Below are 17,563 nucleotides of genomic sequence, written 5' to 3' on the forward strand. Positions count from 1 at the left end.
TCGTCAGGCATCTATCCGAAACCCCAGCCAATAGGCTGGGGTTTTTTTATGCCTGAAGAAAATCAGGACCGATAGCGCATGGATTTCGAACCCCGGCCGCTGGTCGGGGTTCATTCGTTTGGGGGTCTCTCCATGAGTTTAGGGGGGCTCCCCATGAAGAGTCCCGGAGCGCCGGCCGGGTATCGTCAGGCATCTATCCCAACCCCCAGCCAACAGGCTGGGGTTTTTTTATGGCTGAAGAGAGCGCTCGATTGCGCCGGCTGGGCCTCCCTTACGCCATGCGCGGGGAGTAATGTAGAACAGAGTATGGCGTTCATGGCGCCGATCGTGGCGGTAGCTTGCGAAGTTACGAGGCAGGCGGGATTTCGCTAGAATGTGGCTTTTATTGGCAGGCGTTCCTAGATGAGTATCGGTGACCTGATTCGTTTGCTCGGCGACGGCAATTACCACTCCGGTCAGCAGCTGGGCCAGCACCTGGGCGTGACACGTACCGCAGTCTGGAAGCAGCTCAAGAAGCTGGAAGCGATGGGGCTACCGCTCGAGGCGGTCAAAGGGCGCGGCTATCGGCTGGTCAACGCGTTGGAATCTCTGGATGGGGCAGGTATCGTCTCACAGCTCTCTGCCGGACCCCGCCACCACCTCAAGCGCCTTTACGTAGAGGACGTGCTGGATTCCACCAATACTTTCCTGCGCGATCGCTTTCGGCACGGTGCGGGGCACGGGGAAGTCTGTCTGGCCGAAAGCCAGACGGCAGGACGAGGACGACGAGGAAAGGTCTGGAGCACCAGCTGGGGCGGAAGCCTGATTCTTTCTCTGGGTTGGCGGTTCGAGGCGGGCGTGGCTGCGCTCGAGGGGCTGAGCCTCGCGGTCGGCGTGGTGTTGGCCGAGGTCATCGAGGCCATGGGGGGTGAAGTCGCCCTGAAATGGCCTAATGACGTGCTGCTGCTCGTTGACGGCGACTGGCGTAAGCTCGCAGGCATTCTGCTCGAGGTGACGGGGGATGTCGAAGGGCCCTGCGAGGTGGTCATTGGCATTGGCGTGAATGTCTTTCTCGATGAAGCCGTTCGCCAGGCGGCTGGGCAACCTATCGCCGCGCTCTCGGAAGTTGTCGAAGGTGTCTCCCGAAACGCGCTGGCAGCCTCGTTGATCGAATCGTTACTGACGATGCTGCCGTTGTTTGAACAGCATGGCTTCAGCGCCTGGCGGGATCGATGGAACGCCCGACATGCCTATGCCGGGCGATCGATTCGAATCCATCAGGGCAACACCTCCTATGCGGCCAGGGCGAACGACGTCGACGAGAATGGTAATTTGAGAGTGGAGACTGCAAGCGGTGAGCATGCGTTGACGGGCGGTGAGATCAGTGTCCGCCCGGTGTAATGGCCAGCCTGACGAGGAGTGCACATGGTCAGGCGATGGAGGAAATCTGTTTTTTGGCTTGCATTTGCCGGCCTGCTTTGAAACAATGCGCCCCGCTTTGAGCGCAAGGCCATTGGTCGATAGTTCTGTAAGTTGAGTAAAAACAGAGGCTTGACATCAATGTTTGGCAGTGTAAAATCTGCCGCCGGTATGGAGAGGTTCCCGAGTGGCCAAAGGGAGCAGACTGTAAATCTGCCGCGAAAGCTTCGAAGGTTCGAATCCTTCCCTCTCCACCAGATTTTGATGAAAACCCCGGTTTTCGTGAAGAAAAGTTGTAACGGTCTGCTTCGGCAAGCCGGAGTCAGAGCGGGTAGGCGGGTATAGTTCAATGGTAGAACCTCAGCCTTCCAAGCTGATGGTGTGGGTTCGATTCCCACTACCCGCTCCATCGATGTTGGTGATGTGCAGGCTCATGTAGCTCAGGGGTAGAGCACACCCTTGGTAAGGGTGAGGTCGACGGTTCAATTCCGTCCATGAGCTCCATTTTCAGTCATCGAACTTGATGCGTGGAAAGCGAGCGTTGGCTCGCTTTTTTGGTGGTAAAAGAAAAATGCCGGATGGGATTGCTTTTTCCGGTATCTCTTCGCTATCATAGCGCCCTCCTAATTTCCGGGTGCTTCTCGGATGTGTAGTTGCAGGCCAGTAGCTCAATTGGCAGAGCAGCGGTCTCCAAAACCGCAGGTTGGGGGTTCGATTCCCTCCTGGCCTGCCAGTCTTCCCCAGGCTGGCTTGTATTGCTATCTTGTCTTGTTTGGTTACCGCGCCTTGAGTTGAGGAGTTTTCATGAAGCACAACGCCGAGGTGCAGGAGTCACGCTACGATACCCCCAAGTGGATCGTCGTGGTGTTGCTGCTGGCAGTCGCGATCGGCGGTAACGCTTGGTTCGCGGATCAGGCTCTGCTGTATCGCGTGCTGGGCGTCGTCGTCCTCTGTGGTATCGCCGCCGCCATCGCGTTGACCACGGCAAAAGGGCAGGCGTTGATGGAGCTCGCGCGCGGATCCAAGCGCGAAATTCAGCGCGTCGTCTGGCCGACTCGACAGGAAACCATTCAAACGACGCTGATCGTGTTGGCGGCCGTTCTGGTTGTGGGTCTGTTGCTGTGGCTTATCGATACCGTCCTTGGTTGGGCGATGTCCGGAATCATTGGCTAGGAGTTTTCATGTCCAAGCGTTGGTATGTCGTTCACGCTTATTCCGGCTTTGAAAAGCAGGTGATGCGTTCGCTGCTCGAGCGCGTCAAGCTATACGGTGTCGAAGATCAGTTCGGTGACATCCTGGTTCCGACCGAGGAAGTCGTCGAAATGCGTGACGGCAAGCGTCGCAAGAGCGAGCGCAAGTTCTATCCCGGCTACGTGCTGGTCGAGATGGAAATGAACGAACAGACCTGGCACTTGGTCAAAGAGACCCCGCGCGTGATGGGTTTCATCGGTGGAACGCCGGAGAAGCCAGCTGCGATCACCCAGAAAGAAGCCGATGCGATCCTGCGCCGTGTGCAGGATGGTACCGACAAGCCGCGTCCCAAGACTCTCTTCGAGCCGGGCGAAGCCGTTCGCGTCGTCGATGGTCCGTTCGCCGATTTCAACGGCGTCGTGGAAGAAGTCAATTACGAGAAGAGCCGCTTGCAGGTCAGTGTGCTGATCTTCGGGCGCTCGACGCCGGTCGAGCTCGAATTTGCCCAGGTGGTCAAGGACTGAGCGTCGTCCAGAATCGAGTCACCGCGACGCCCGAGGGTGTCGCGATGTTAACGTTGGCAATTTGCCAATCAACCGGGGAGCCGCAAGGCGTTCGTACCCGAAGGGAGTAAATCATGGCTAAGAAAGTTCAGGCCTACATCAAGCTGCAGGTCGCAGCTGGTAAGGCCAATCCGAGTCCGCCCGTGGGCCCTGCGCTGGGTCAGCATGGCGTCAATATCATGGAATTCTGCAAGTCGTTCAATGCCGCGACCCAAGAGATCGAGCCGGGCTTGCCGACGCCGGTCGTGATCACGGTTTATAGCGACCGCAGCTTTACCTTTGTCACCAAGACGCCGCCGGCCGCCGTGCTGCTGAAGAAAGCCGCGGGTATCAAATCCGGTTCCGGCGTGCCGAACAAGACCAAGGTCGGCACCGTGACTCGTGAGCAGCTCGAAGATATCGCCAAGGCCAAAGAGCCGGATCTGACGGCTGCCGATCTCGACGCCGCCGTTCGCACCATTGCTGGCAGCGCCCGCAGCATGGGCCTCAACGTGGAGGGCCTCTGATCATGGCAAAACTGACAAAACGCGCTCAGATGATTCGCGAGAAGGTCGAGCTGGGTAAGGTCTACTCGCTGGAAGAAGCCGTCGCGCTGCTGTCTGAAGTGTCGACCGTCAAGTTCAAGGAAGCTGTCGAAGTTTCCATCAACTTGGGTGTCGATCCGCGTAAATCCGACCAGGTCGTACGTGGCGCTACCGTGCTGCCGAATGGTACCGGTCGTGACGTCCGCGTCGCCGTATTTGCCCAGGGCGCCGCAGCGGAAGCGGCCAAAGAAGCTGGCGCCGATATCGTGGGTATGGAAGACCTCGCCGACGACGTCAAGAAAGGCAACATGAACTTTGACGTTGTCGTTGCAGCGCCGGACGCCATGCGCGTCGTTGGTCAGCTGGGTCAGATTCTCGGCCCGCGTGGCCTGATGCCGAACCCGAAAGTCGGCACCGTGACGCCCGACGTGGCGACTGCGGTCAAGAACGCCAAGGCGGGCCAGGTCCGTTTCCGTACCGACAAGAACGGCATCATTCATGCCTCTATCGGTAAGGTGGATTTTCCGGCCGAAGCACTCAAGGGCAATCTCGAAGCGCTGGTCAACGACCTCAAGCGCCTCAAGCCGAGTACTTCCAAGGGCATCTATCTCAAGAAAGTGACCCTGTCCAGCACCATGGGGCCGGGTCTGACCGTCGATCACAGCGCTTACGCGTGATCGGTGATCACCAGGCAGTAACTTTGCGGTCCCCGTGCACCGTTGTCACAGCTCCAGGGCTGTTTCGGCGGGGTGGGGCGGGGCACCGTCAAAGACCGCAGGTGTCGGCAGTCGAGCCGGCTTAATCTTCCTGGGGTTCGTCCTCAAGGGATGCCTGCGCAGATGGTGTTGCTCGCCGATTCAGGTGTGCAGCCATCGTCCAAGACTTTCGCCGAAGCAAGGCGGAAGAGATGGTAACCACCGGGTCGCGACATTGTCGCCCCCGGCATGAAGGAGTAACCACTGTGCCACTAGCACTCGAAGGCAAGAAAGCAATTGTTGCCGAGGTCAGTGAAGCCGCTAAGGACGCTCTTTCCGTCGTAGTTGCCGACTCTCGCGGTGTGACCGTTAGCGCAATGACCAACTTGCGCAAACAGGCTCGCGAGAATGGCGTCCAGATTCGTGTTGTCCGCAACACGCTGGCACGTCGCGCGCTGTCAGGGACTTCATGGGAGTGCCTGAACGAGACTTTCTCAGGCCCCACGCTGCTGGCCTTCTCCTACGAACATCCCGGCGCTGCGGCGCGGCTGTTCAAGGAGTTCGGTAAGTCGCAGAAGGAATTTGAAGTCAAGGCGCTGGCTTACGAAGGGGAGATGATCCCGGCTGCTGATATCGACCGTCTGGCGACGTTGCCGACTTACGATGAAGCGATTGCCAAGCTGATGTCCGTCATGAAGGAAGCTTCTGCCGGCAAGCTGGTTCGTACTCTTGCAGCTGTTCGCGATCAAAAGCAGGAAGAAGCCGCCTGATAGGTGGCCTGCTCGCGCAGACTGAGTCGACTATTGAATCAACGAGCACTTGGCCGACGCCGGCTGGGGCTCCGCAAAGTTTAGGAATCTGAAACATGGCACTTTCTCAAGAAGACATCATCAACGCTGTTGCCGAAATGTCCGTGATGGAAGTTGCGGAACTGGTTTCTGCAATGGAAGAAAAGTTCGGCGTTTCTGCCGCTGCTGCCGTTGTCGCTGGCCCGGGTGGCGGTGATGCGGCTGCTGAAGAAGAGCAGACCGAGTTCTCCGTGGTTCTGACCGCTGCCGGTGACAAGAAAGTCAACGTCATCAAGGTCGTCCGCGAAATCACCGGTCTGGGCCTGAAAGAAGCCAAGGGTGCCGTCGACGGCGCACCGGCGACTATCAAGGAAGGTCTGTCCAAGGACGACGCTGAAGAAGCCAAGAAGAAACTGGAAGAAGCCGGCGCCTCTGTGGAGCTCAAGTAACTCCGTGCTCAAGGCTTCACGCGCTGTGTAAGCGCCACGGCTGGTGGCGGGCATGCCCGCTGCCGGCCTTTTTCTGTTTTTGCTAGCCTGGCGTTAGTACGCCTGATCGAGGGGCTTCCCCAAGATCAGGATTGTAGCCACTAGACGAATTCCGACGGCGAGCTCCCTCATTCGGGAGGCTTGCCGTCAGCGCCTAACGGGGTCAGCCCCGCTAGGGAGCGCCGAACACGCACCGGTCACCCATGGTGAACAAGCTGGGGAATACAGATGGCTTACTCATACACTGAGAAAAAACGCATCCGCAAGGATTTCGGCAAACTGCCTCAAGTAATGGATGTGCCCTACCTGCTGGCCATCCAGCTTGATTCCTATTACGACTTTCTCCAGCAGGACCGGGCGCCGGAAGAGCGTCTCGAGACCGGTCTCAATGCGGCCTTCAAGTCCGTATTCCCGATCGAGAGTTTTTCAGGCAACGCGGCGCTCGAGTATGTCAGTTATCGCTTTGGCACACCGGGCTTCGACGTCAAGGAGTGCCAGCTTCGCGGGGTGACCTATTCGGCACCGCTGCGCGTCAAGGTGCGCCTGATCATCTACGACAAAGAGTCGTCGAACAAGGCCATCAAGGACATTAAGGAGCAGGAAGTCTACATGGGGGAAATCCCCCTGATGACCGAGAACGGTACCTTCGTCGTCAACGGTACCGAGCGCGTCATCGTCTCCCAGCTTCACCGCTCGCCGGGCGTGTTCTTCGATCACGACAAGGGCAAGAGCCACTCCTCCGGGAAGCTGCTTTATTCCGCGCGGATCATTCCTTACCGCGGCTCCTGGCTGGATTTCGAGTTCGATCCGAAAGACAACGTCTTCGTGCGTATCGACCGTCGCCGCAAGTTGCCGGCCACCGTCCTGATGCGCGCGCTGGGCATGAATGCCGAGCAGATCCTCGAGACCTTCTTCGAAACCAGCACGTTCCACATCGAGACGGATGGCGTCTACGTGGAACTGGTGCCGTCGCGCCTGCGTGGTGAAACCGCGACGTTCGAGATCAAGGACGGCGACGGTAACGTCATCGTCGAAGAAGGTCGTCGTGTTACCCAGAAGCATATTCGCCAGCTGGAAAAAGCCGGGCTCGAGCGTCTTCAGGTGCCGATGGACTATCTGTTCGGCAAGACGCTGGCCAAGGATCAGGTCGACACCAAGACCGGCGAACTGATCTGCGAATGCAACACCGAACTGACGCCGGAACTGCTCGAGAAGCTGGGACAGGGCGGTGTTACCCAGTTGGAAACGCTCTACACCAACGATCTCGACGCCGGCTCGTTCATCTCCGATACGCTGAAGGTGGACACCACGCGCTCCGCACTGGAAGCGCTGGTCGAGATCTATCGCATGATGCGTCCCGGCGAGCCGCCGACCAAGGAGGCGGCCGAGACGCTGTTCCACAACCTGTTCTTCTCTGAAGACCGCTACGATCTCTCGGGCGTCGGTCGAATGAAGTTCAACCGTCGTCTGCGTCGTGAAGGCGATACCGGATCCGGCGTACTTGCCAACCAGGACATTCTCGATGTCCTGAAAGAGCTGATCAGTATCCGTAACGGCTTCGGTGAAGTCGACGATATCGATCACCTGGGCAACCGCCGCATCCGTTGTGTCGGCGAAATGGCCGAGAACCAGTTCCGCGTCGGCCTGGTGCGCGTCGAGCGTGCGGTCAAGGAGCGTCTCTCCATGGCGGAGAGCGAGGGCCTGATGCCGCAGGATCTGATCAACGCCAAGCCGGTGGCGGCGGCGGTGAAGGAGTTCTTCGGTTCTTCGCAGCTGTCCCAGTTCATGGATCAGAACAACCCGCTCTCCGAGGTCACGCACAAGCGTCGTGTTTCCGCGCTTGGGCCGGGTGGTCTGACCCGCGAGCGTGCCGGCTTCGAAGTGCGCGACGTTCACGCCACGCACTACGGTCGCCTGTGCCCGATCGAGACGCCGGAAGGTCCGAACATCGGTCTGATCAACTCGTTGGCGACCTATTCCAAGACCAACAGCTACGGTTTCCTCGAGACGCCGTACCGTAAGGTCGTGGATCGTCAGTTGACCGACGAGATCGTGCATCTGTCGGCGATCGAAGAGGGCGACTTCATCATCGCCCAGGCTTCGGCCACGGTCGACGAAGGCAACAAGCTGATCGACGATCTGGTCCAGGTGCGTCACAAGGGTGAAACCACCTTCATGGCGCCGGACAAGGTCACGTTGATGGACGTGTCGCCGCGTCAGGTCGTTTCCGTGGCCGCCGCGCTGATTCCGTTCCTCGAGCACGATGACGCCAACCGCGCCCTGATGGGCTCGAACATGCAGCGTCAGGCGGTGCCGACCCTGCGCGCCGACAAGCCGCTGGTGGGTACCGGCATGGAGCGTTTCGTCGCTCGTGATTCCGGTGTCTGCGCCGTGGCCCGTCGTGGTGGCGTGATCGACTCGGTCGATGCCAAGCGTGTCGTTGTGCGTGTCAGCGAAGATGAGATCATCGGCGGTGAAGCCGGGGTCGACATCTACAACCTGACCAAGTACGTGCGCTCGAACCAGAACACCTGTCAGAACCAGCGTCCGATCGTGCGCCCGGGCGACGAGGTCGCGCGTGGCGATATCCTCGCCGATGGCCCGTCCGTCGACATGGGTGACCTGGCGCTGGGTCAGAACATGCGTCTCGCGTTCATGCCGTGGAACGGCTACAACTTCGAGGATTCCATCCTCGTCTCTGAGCGCGTGGTCGAGGACGATCGTTTTACCACGATCCACATCCAGGAACTGACCTGTGTCTCTCGTGACACCAAGCTGGGCGCGGAGGAAATCACCTCCGACATTCCCAACGTGGGCGAGTCGGCGCTGGGCAAGCTGGATGAAGCCGGGGTTGTCTATATCGGTGCCGAAGTCGGCGCCGGCGACATTCTGGTCGGCAAGGTCACGCCCAAGGGCGAGACCCAACTGACGCCGGAGGAAAAGCTCCTGCGTGCGATCTTCGGTGAGAAGGCGTCCGACGTTAAGGACACCTCGCTGCGTGCGCCGACCGGCATGCGCGGTACCGTCATCGACGTCCAGGTGTTCACCCGCGACGGCGTCGAGAAGGATTCCCGTGCACTGTCCATCGAGCAGCAGCAGCTCGACGAAGTGCGCAAGGATCTCCAGGAGACCTACCGTATCGCCGAAGACGCCACGTTCGAGCGTCTCCAGCGCACGCTGGAAGGCGAAGCTGTCAACGGCGGCCCGACGCTGAAGAAAGGCGACGTGCTGAGCAAGGACTATCTCGATGAGCTGCCGCGTCAGCAGTGGTTCAAGCTGCGCATGCAGAACGAGACCCTCAACGAGCTGCTGGCCCAGGCCGACGAACAGCTGGAAAATCGTCGCAAGGAGATGGACGAGCGTTTCGAAGACAAGAAACGCAAGCTGACCCAGGGCGACGACCTGGCGCCGGGCGTGCTCAAGATCGTCAAGGTCTACCTGGCGGTCAAGCGTCGCATCCAGCCGGGCGACAAGATGGCCGGTCGTCACGGTAACAAGGGTGTCATCTCCGCGATCATGCCGATCGAGGACATGCCGTTCGACGACAATGGTCAGCCGGTCGACGTGGTGCTCAACCCGTTGGGCGTGCCTTCACGCATGAACGTCGGTCAGATTCTCGAGACTCACCTGGGCATGGCGGCTCACGGTCTCGGCGTCAAGATCGACCGGATGTTGCGTGATGCCCGCGAGCAGCAGGTCGGCGAGATCCGCGAGTTCCTCAAGCAGGTCTACAACACTGAGGGTGCGCGTCAGGAAGATATCGACTCTCTGACCGACGACGAGATCATCACCCTGGCCAAAAACCTGCGCGGTGGCGTGCCGATCGCGACGCCGGTGTTCGACGGTGCCAAGGAGCACGAGATCAAGCATCTGCTGAAGCTTGCCGATCTGCCGGAATCCGGCCAGATGACGCTCTACGACGGGCGTACCGGTGAGTCGTTCGATCGTCCGGTGACCGTGGGCTACATGTACATGCTGAAGCTCAACCACCTGGTCGACGACAAGATGCACGCGCGCTCCACCGGTTCCTACTCGCTGGTCACGCAGCAGCCGCTGGGTGGCAAGGCGCAGTTCGGCGGTCAGCGCTTCGGTGAGATGGAAGTGTGGGCACTCGAGGCGTATGGCGCCGCCTACACCCTGCAGGAGATGCTCACCGTGAAATCGGATGACGTCGAAGGTCGTACCAAGATGTACAAGAGCATCGTGGATGGCGACCACACCATGCAGGCCGGTATGCCGGAATCCTTCAATGTGCTGGTGAAGGAAATCCGCTCGCTGGGTATCGATATCGAATTGGAAAGCTAAGACCGGCACAGTCGATCGATAGCGACGGTTTGCGGGGCGAGCGAGTGATTCGCGGCCCCGCTCATGACAACTCCGCAACGGAGCGATCCCATGAAAGATTTGGTGAAAGTCCTCAAGTCACAGGCGCAATCTGACGAGTTCGAGGCGATCAAGATCACGCTTGCCTCGCCGGAAATGATTCGCTCCTGGTCATACGGCGAAGTCAAGAAGCCGGAGACCATCAACTACCGTACGTTCAAGCCTGAACGCGACGGGCTTTTCTGCGCCAAGATCTTCGGGCCGGTCAAGGATTACGAGTGCTTGTGCGGCAAGTACAAGCGCATGAAGCATCGCGGCATCATCTGCGAGAAGTGCGGCGTCGAAGTGACCAAGGCCGCGGTTCGCCGCGAGCGCATGGGTCATATCGAGCTGGCCTCGCCGGTCGCCCACATCTGGTTTCTGAAGTCGCTGCCGTCACGCATCGGCATGTTCCTGGACATGACCCTGCGTGACATCGAGCGTGTGCTCTATTTCGAATCGTTCGTCGTGATCGATCCGGGCATGACCACGCTCGAGCGCGGTCAGCTGCTCAACGACGAGCAGTATTTCGAGGCGCTCGAAGAGTTCGGCGACGATTTCGATGCCCGCATGGGCGCCGAAGCCGTTCAGGCACTGCTCAAGGACATCGATCTGGAAGAAGAGATCGATCGTCTGCGCGAGGAGATTCCGCAGACCAACTCCGAGACCAAGATCAAGAAGCTTTCCAAGCGCCTCAAGCTGCTGGAAGCCTTCTACAAGTCCGGCAACGCGCCGGCGTGGATGGTCATGGAAGTGCTGCCGGTGCTGCCGCCGGATCTGCGTCCGCTGGTCCCGCTGGACGGCGGCCGTTTCGCGACCTCGGATCTCAACGATCTGTATCGTCGCGTGATCAACCGCAACAACCGCCTCAAGCGCCTGCTCGATCTCAATGCGCCGGATATCATCGTGCGTAACGAGAAGCGCATGCTGCAGGAATCGGTCGATGCGCTGCTCGACAACGGCCGTCGCGGTCGTGCCATCACCGGCTCCAACAAGCGTCCGCTGAAGTCGCTGGCCGACATGATCAAGGGCAAGCAGGGGCGTTTCCGCCAGAACCTGCTGGGCAAGCGTGTCGACTACTCAGGCCGTTCCGTCATCACCGTTGGTCCGACCCTGCGTCTGCATCAGTGCGGTCTGCCTAAGAAGATGGCACTCGAGCTGTTCAAGCCGTTCATCTATTCCAAGCTGCAGGGCAGCGGGCAGGCGTCCACTATCAAGGCCGCCAAGAAGATGGTCGAGCGTGAGCTGCCGGAAGTGTGGGACATCCTCGCCGACGTCATCCGCGAGCACCCGGTCCTGCTCAACCGTGCGCCGACGCTGCACCGTCTCGGCATCCAGGCGTTCGAGCCGCTGCTGATCGAAGGCAAGGCGATTCAGCTGCACCCGCTGGTCTGTGCGGCCTACAACGCCGACTTCGACGGTGACCAGATGGCCGTTCACGTGCCGCTGACGCTGGAATCCCAGCTCGAAGCGCGTGCGCTGATGATGTCGACCAACAACGTGCTGTCGCCGGCCAACGGTGAGCCGATTATCGTGCCGTCCCAGGACGTCGTGCTCGGCCTCTATTACATGACTCGCGAGCGCATCAACGCCAAGGGCGAAGGCAAGGTATTTGCCAATCTCAACGAGCTGGATCGTGCTTTCGCGACCCACAACGTCTCGATGCACGCTCGGGTCAGGGTGCGTCTGACCGAGTGGCTGTCCGACGAGAAGGATGGCGAGGTCACCGAACTGACCGAAACCACCTCGATCAAGGACACCACCGTCGGCCGTGCGCTGCTGTTCCGCATTCTGCCGAAGGGGATGCCGTTCGAGCTTGTCGACCGTCCGATGAAGAAGAAGGCAATCTCCGGGCTGATCAACGAGGTCTACCGGCGTACCGGGTTGAAAGACGCGGTCATCTTTGCCGACCAGCTGATGTACACCGGTTTCCGTCTGGCGACGTGGTCCGGCGCCTCCATCGGCGTCAATGACTTCGTCATTCCGGATGCCAAGGCCGAGATCGTCGATGCGGCCGAGGACGAGGTCAAGGAGATCGAAGACCAGTTCTCCTCCGGTCTGGTGACCGCGGGCGAGAAGTACAACAAGGTCATCGATATCTGGTCCAAGGCCAACGACAAGGTCGCCAAGGCGATGATGGCCGTGATCTCGAAAGAGACCGTGACCGATCGCGACGGCAACGAAGTCGAACAGGACTCGTTCAACAGCGTCTTCATCATGGCCGACTCCGGTGCCCGTGGTAGTGCGGCCCAGATTCGTCAGCTGGCCGGTATGCGAGGCCTGATGGCGAAGCCGGACGGCTCGATCATCGAGACGCCGATCACCGCCAACTTCCGTGAAGGCCTGAACGTACTCCAGTACTTCATCTCCACGCACGGCGCGCGTAAGGGTCTGGCGGACACGGCACTCAAGACCGCCAACTCCGGTTACCTGACGCGTCGTCTGGTCGACGTGGCCCAGGATCTGGTGATCACCGAAGAAGATTGCGGCACCGAGAAGGGGCTGACACTGCACCCGGTGATCGAAGGCGGCGACGTCATCGTGTCACTGGCACAGCGTGTACTGGGCCGAGTCGTGGCACAGGACGTCATCGACCCGCAGACCGACGAAGTGCTGATCGCCAAAGGGACGCTGCTCGACGAAGCCTGGTGTCAGGAACTCGACACCATGGGTGTCGACGAGATCATCGTGCGTAGCCCGATCAGCTGTGAAACCTCTCACGGCGTCTGCTCGTCCTGCTACGGCCGCGATCTGGCCCGCGGGCATCAGGTCAACATCGGGGAAGCGGTCGGCGTCATTGCGGCCCAGTCCATCGGTGAGCCGGGTACCCAGCTGACCATGCGTACGTTCCACATCGGTGGTGCGGCCTCGCGTGCTTCGGCGGTCGACAGCGTCCAGGTCAAGCATGGCGGCAGTGTCCGACTGCACAACATCAAGTCGGTTGAACGTGCCGATGGCAAGCTGATCGTGGTGTCTCGCTCGAGCGCCCTGGCCGTCGCCGACGACCACGGCCGCGAGCGCGAGTACTATAAGCTGCCCTACGGTGCCGAGCTGTCGGTCAAGGACGGCGATCACGTCGAAGGCGGTCAGGTGGTTGCGAAGTGGGATCCTCACACCCACCCGGTCGTTGCCGAAGTACAGGGCAAGGCGCAGTTCACGGACATGACCGAAGGTCTGACCATGACGCGCACGGTCGACGAGATGACCGGCCTGTCGAACATCGAAGTGATCGAGGCGGCTGCCCGTCCGGCTTCCGGCCGCGACAAGCGTCCGATGATCATGCTGGTCGGGGAAGACGGCGAACACGTGACGCTGCCGGGTTCCAACACGCCGGTGCAGTATCTGCTGCCGGGCCGTGCCATCGTCGCGGCGGAGAACGGTACCGAGATCGGTGTGGGCGAGGTCATCGCGCGTATTCCGCTGGAAGCGTCCGGTAACAAGGACATCACCGGTGGTCTGCCGCGTGTCGCCGACCTGTTCGAGGCGCGCAAGCCGAAGGAGCCGTCCATCCTCGCCGAGATCAACGGTACGATCAGCTTCGGCAAGGAAACCAAGGGCAAGCGTCGTCTGACGATCACGCCGAAGGAAGGTGATCCGCTGGAGATGCTGATCCCGAAATGGCGTCAGATCGGGGTGTTCGAAGGCGAAACGGTCGAGAAGGGCGAGGTCATCTCCGATGGTCCGAGCAATCCGCACGATATTCTGCGGCTGCTGGGTGTGGCGGAGCTGGCCAAGTACATCACCGTCGAGATCCAGGATGTCTATCGTCTGCAGGGCGTGAGCATCAACGACAAGCACATCGAAGTCATCGTGCGTCAGATGCTGCGCAAGGTCGAGATCACCGATTCCGGCGATTCCACCTTTATCCCCGGCGATCAGGTCGAACTGGTACGCGTCCTCGAAGAGAACGCGCGTCTCGAGACGACCGAGAAATTCCCGGCCAAGTACGAGCGTCTGCTGCTGGGTATCACCAAGGCGTCGTTGGCGACCGAGTCGTTCATCTCCGCGGCATCGTTCCAGGAGACGACGCGGGTGCTGACCGAGGCGGCGGTGACCGGCAAGCGCGATTATCTGCGCGGCCTGAAGGAAAACGTGGTGGTGGGACGTCTGATTCCGGCGGGTACGGGTCTGGCTCATCACGACGAGCGGCGTCGCAAGCGCGAAGAGTCCGGGCGCACGCTGCAGCCGTCGGCATTCGATGTCGAGCAGGAGCTGGGTGCACAGCTCACCGCGCTCGATGCCGATGACGACGATCTCTAGGTCATGACCTCGGACCGCTCGTCCCACGGGGCGAGCGGTCTTGACGGGTCTCATGACAACTGATTAGAATGCGCAGCCTTTATGCAGGGGTAGTGCAACCGGCCGATGCGAAGGCCGTGCGCCAAGACCCGGGCATAAGGCAAGGCAACCCATTGGAGTCAGCTAAACACTATGGCAACGATCAACCAGCTCGTGCGCAAGCCGCGCAAGCGCCCCGTCGCCACCAGCGACGTGCCGGCGCTGCAGGCCTGCCCGCAACGCCGTGGGGTCTGTACCCGCGTCTACACCACTACGCCCAAGAAGCCGAACTCGGCCCTGCGTAAGGTGTGTCGTGTGCGTCTGACCAACGGTTTTGAAGTCAGTTCTTATATCGGCGGTGAAGGCCACAACCTGCAGGAACACTCCGTGGTCCTGATTCGTGGCGGCCGCGTCAAGGATTTGCCGGGTGTGCGTTATCACACCGTCCGCGGCGCCCTCGACACCTCCGGTGTGCAGAATCGTCGGCAGGGCCGTTCCAAATACGGCACCAAGCGTCCCAAGTCCTGATTTCGGACGCTACCACCATCCATCATCGGTCAGATAAGAGTAAGGTCGGCCGCTTTCGCTAACCAGCGTTGCGCATGCCGGGTTTACCTGAACGACCCTTAACGAGAGGGCTTATCATGCCAAGAAGAAGAGTTGTCGCTAAGCGCGAGATCCTTCCGGATCCCAAGTTCGGAAGTGAGCGCCTGGCCAAGTTCATGAACCATCTGATGATCAGCGGCAAGAAGTCCGTAGCTGAGCGCATCGTCTATGGTGCGCTGGACAGGGTTGCCGAGCGTAGTAGCGAGGCGCCGCTGGACATCTTTGAAAAGGCGCTGGAAGCCATCCAGCCGATGGTCGAGGTCAAATCTCGCCGCGTTGGCGGCGCGACCTACCAGGTGCCTGTGGAAGTTCGCCCGTCACGCCGTCACGCGCTGGCCATGCGCTGGCTGGCCGATGCGGCCCGTAGCCGCGGCGAAAAGACCATGGCCCAACGTCTTGCTGGCGAAATGCTGGACGCCGCAGAAGGCAAGGGTGCTGCTGTGAAGAAGCGTGAAGACGTGCACCGCATGGCAGATGCCAACAAGGCCTTCTCCCACTACCGCTTCTAAACAACGGGGACTTCCATCGTGGCACGAAAGACACCACTCAAGCGTTATCGCAATATCGGTATCGTTGCCCACGTCGACGCCGGCAAGACTACGACCACCGAGCGTGTTCTGTTCTATACCGGCCTGTCCCACAAGGTGGGTGAGGTTCATGAGGGCGCTGCCGTCATGGACTGGATGGAGCAGGAGCAGGAGCGTGGCATCACGATCACCTCCGCGGCGACGACCTGTTTCTGGCAGGGCATGAGCAAGCAGTTCGACGAGCATCGAATCAACATCATTGATACGCCGGGACACGTCGACTTCACCATCGAAGTCGAGCGTTCGCTGCGCGTACTGGATGGTGCGGTCGTCGTGCTGTGCGGCTCTTCCGGTGTGCAGCCGCAGACGGAAACCGTCTGGCGTCAGGCCAACAAGTACGAAGTTCCGCGCATGGTGTTCGTCAACAAGATGGACCGTGCCGGCGCCGACTACTTCATGGTCATCGACCAGCTCAAGGACCGTCTGGGTGCCAACGTCGTTCCGATCCAGATCAACTGGGGCGCGGAAGACGAGTTCAAGGGCGTGGTCGACCTCATCAAGATGAAGGCCATCCTCTGGGACGAAGACAACTTCGGCATGAACTACGAGTTGGTCGACATTCCGGCCGACCTGCAGGAAACCGCCGAGAAGTATCGCGAGCAGATGGTCGAAGCCGCGGCTGAAGCCAACGAAGAGCTGATGGACAAGTACCTCGAAGGGGTCGAGCTCTCCGAAGCGGAAATCAAGGCGGGTCTGCGGGCGCGTACCCTGGCCAACGAGATCGTTCTCGTGACCTGTGGTTCGGCGTTCAAGAACAAGGGCGTTCAGGCCGTTCTGGACTGCGTCATCGAGTACCTGCCGTCGCCGACCGAGGTCAAGGCGATCGAAGGTGAGCTGGATGACAAGGACGGTACCGTCGCGACGCGTGAAGCCGATGACAGTGCACCGTTCTCGGCGCTGGCGTTCAAGATCGCGACCGACCCGTTCGTGGGTACCCTGACCTTCATGCGCGTCTACTCGGGCGTCCTGAAGTCCGGCGACAGCATCTTCAACTCCGTGAAGTCGAAGAAAGAGCGTGTCGGCCGTATCGTTCAGATGCACGCCAACTCGCGTGAAGAGATCAAGGAAGTCTACGCCGGCGACATCGCCGCGTGTATCGGCCTGAAAGACGTCACGACTGGCGACACGCTGTGCGACCTGAACGACAAGATCGTTCTCGAGCGCATGGAGTTTCCGGAGCCGGTTATCTCCGTCGCCGTCGAGCCGAAGTCCAAGCCGGACCAGGAGAAGATGGGCGTGGCTCTGGGTAAGCTGGCACAGGAAGATCCGTCTTTCCGTGTCCAGACCGACGAAGAGACCGGTCAGACCATCATCTCGGGCATGGGCGAGTTGCACCTCGATATCCTCGTCGACCGTATGCGTCGCGAGTTCAAGGTCGAGGCCAACATCGGCAAGCCGCAGGTTGCCTACCGTGAAACCATCCGCCAGTCGGTGGAGCAGGAAGGCAAGTTCGTTCGTCAGTCAGGTGGTCGCGGCCAGTACGGTCACGTCTGGTTGCGCATCGAGCCGCTGACGGCCGAAGACAAGGGCGAGGACGAGGAGATGACCTTCAAGTTCGCGTCCGCCATTGTCGGTGGTGCGGTACCGAAAGAGTACGTGCCGGCCGTCGAAAAAGGGGCTTACGAACAGCTCAAGAACGGCGTGATCGCGGGCTACCCGATGATCGACGTCAAAGTGACGCTGTTCGACGGTTCCTATCATGACGTGGACTCCAACGAGACTGCGTTCAAGGTCGCCTCTTCCATGGCGATCAAAGAAGGTGCTCGTAAGGCTAAGGCCGTGTTGCTCGAGCCGGTGATGAAGGTCGAAGTCGTTACCCCTGAGGATTTCATGGGTGATGTGATGGGTGACCTCAACCGCCGTCGTGGCCTTGTGCAGGGCATGGATGACTCCTCTTCTGGCAAGGTCATTCGCGCCACGGTTCCGTTGGCTGAGATGTTCGGTTACGCGACCGATCTGCGTTCTCAGACCCAGGGACGCGCAAGCTACACCATGGAGTTTGCGAATTACGAAGAGGCGCCATCCAGCGTAGTTGATGCCGTCATCAATCAGAACGGTTAACCGTTAGCTAACGTAAAGAGGT

12 protein-coding genes and 4 tRNA genes are annotated in these 17,563 nt (G+C 60.0%); all 16 read left to right on the forward strand.

The window, feature by feature from the left end; translation table 11 throughout:
• Positions 1 to 402 precede the first annotated feature (402 nt).
• The 16 genes from DOM58_RS07350 to fusA all read left to right on the forward strand — a co-directional run bounded on the left by DOM58_RS07350 (position 403) and on the right by fusA (position 17,541).
• Positions 403 to 1,380, forward strand: a complete 978-nt coding sequence (locus DOM58_RS07350) for a biotin--[acetyl-CoA-carboxylase] ligase (RefSeq protein ID WP_110692362.1) — start codon at positions 403 to 405, stop codon at positions 1,378 to 1,380.
• A gap of 191 nt (positions 1,381 to 1,571) precedes the next feature.
• A tRNA-Tyr gene (locus tag DOM58_RS07355) sits at positions 1,572 to 1,655 on the forward strand.
• 78 nt (positions 1,656 to 1,733) lie between these two features.
• A tRNA-Gly gene (locus tag DOM58_RS07360) sits at positions 1,734 to 1,807 on the forward strand.
• Between the two features lie 20 nt (positions 1,808 to 1,827).
• Positions 1,828 to 1,902 (forward strand) — tRNA-Thr (locus tag DOM58_RS07365).
• 153 nt (positions 1,903 to 2,055) lie between these two features.
• Positions 2,056 to 2,131 (forward strand) — tRNA-Trp (locus DOM58_RS07370).
• A gap of 71 nt (positions 2,132 to 2,202) precedes the next feature.
• Positions 2,203 to 2,571: a preprotein translocase subunit SecE gene (secE, locus tag DOM58_RS07375; RefSeq protein WP_075563696.1), complete on the forward strand. Its 369-nt coding sequence runs from the start codon at positions 2,203 to 2,205 to the stop codon at positions 2,569 to 2,571.
• An 8-nt stretch (positions 2,572 to 2,579) separates the two neighbouring features.
• Positions 2,580 to 3,113, forward strand: a complete 534-nt coding sequence (gene nusG, locus DOM58_RS07380) for a transcription termination/antitermination protein NusG (RefSeq protein WP_075563695.1) — start codon at positions 2,580 to 2,582, stop codon at positions 3,111 to 3,113.
• A gap of 113 nt (positions 3,114 to 3,226) precedes the next feature.
• Positions 3,227 to 3,658: a 50S ribosomal protein L11 gene (gene rplK / locus DOM58_RS07385; protein ID WP_075563694.1), complete on the forward strand. Its 432-nt coding sequence runs from the start codon at positions 3,227 to 3,229 to the stop codon at positions 3,656 to 3,658.
• 2 nt (positions 3,659 to 3,660) lie between these two features.
• Positions 3,661 to 4,353, forward strand: a complete 693-nt coding sequence (gene rplA / locus DOM58_RS07390; RefSeq protein WP_075563693.1) for a 50S ribosomal protein L1 — start codon at positions 3,661 to 3,663, stop codon at positions 4,351 to 4,353.
• 284 nt (positions 4,354 to 4,637) lie between these two features.
• Complete coding sequence (gene rplJ, locus DOM58_RS07395; RefSeq protein ID WP_075563692.1) at positions 4,638 to 5,141, forward strand: 50S ribosomal protein L10; 504 nt, start codon at positions 4,638 to 4,640, stop codon at positions 5,139 to 5,141.
• Positions 5,142 to 5,236: 95 nt separating this feature from the next.
• Complete coding sequence (gene rplL, locus DOM58_RS07400; RefSeq protein ID WP_075563691.1) at positions 5,237 to 5,608, forward strand: 50S ribosomal protein L7/L12; 372 nt, start codon at positions 5,237 to 5,239, stop codon at positions 5,606 to 5,608.
• 267 nt (positions 5,609 to 5,875) lie between these two features.
• Positions 5,876 to 9,952, forward strand: a complete 4,077-nt coding sequence (rpoB, locus tag DOM58_RS07405) for a DNA-directed RNA polymerase subunit beta (protein ID WP_110692363.1) — start codon at positions 5,876 to 5,878, stop codon at positions 9,950 to 9,952.
• A 90-nt stretch (positions 9,953 to 10,042) separates the two neighbouring features.
• The gene (gene rpoC / locus DOM58_RS07410; RefSeq protein WP_075563689.1) at positions 10,043 to 14,269 is read left to right on the forward strand and encodes a DNA-directed RNA polymerase subunit beta'; all 4,227 of its coding nucleotides are present in this window, start codon (positions 10,043 to 10,045) and stop codon (positions 14,267 to 14,269) included.
• Between the two features lie 171 nt (positions 14,270 to 14,440).
• A complete protein-coding gene (gene rpsL, locus DOM58_RS07415) occupies positions 14,441 to 14,815 on the forward strand; it encodes a 30S ribosomal protein S12 (protein ID WP_075563688.1) in 375 nt (124 codons plus the stop codon).
• A gap of 116 nt (positions 14,816 to 14,931) precedes the next feature.
• On the forward strand, positions 14,932 to 15,402 hold the full coding sequence (rpsG, locus tag DOM58_RS07420) for a 30S ribosomal protein S7 (protein WP_075563687.1): 471 nt from the start codon (positions 14,932 to 14,934) through the stop codon (positions 15,400 to 15,402).
• 18 nt (positions 15,403 to 15,420) lie between these two features.
• Positions 15,421 to 17,541, forward strand: a complete 2,121-nt coding sequence (gene fusA, locus DOM58_RS07425) for an elongation factor G (protein ID WP_075563686.1) — start codon at positions 15,421 to 15,423, stop codon at positions 17,539 to 17,541.
• Positions 17,542 to 17,563 lie beyond the last annotated feature (22 nt).

Source organism: Salinicola halophyticus, assembly GCF_003206695.1.
Taxonomy (GTDB): Bacteria; Pseudomonadota; Gammaproteobacteria; order Pseudomonadales; family Halomonadaceae; genus Salinicola; species Salinicola halophyticus.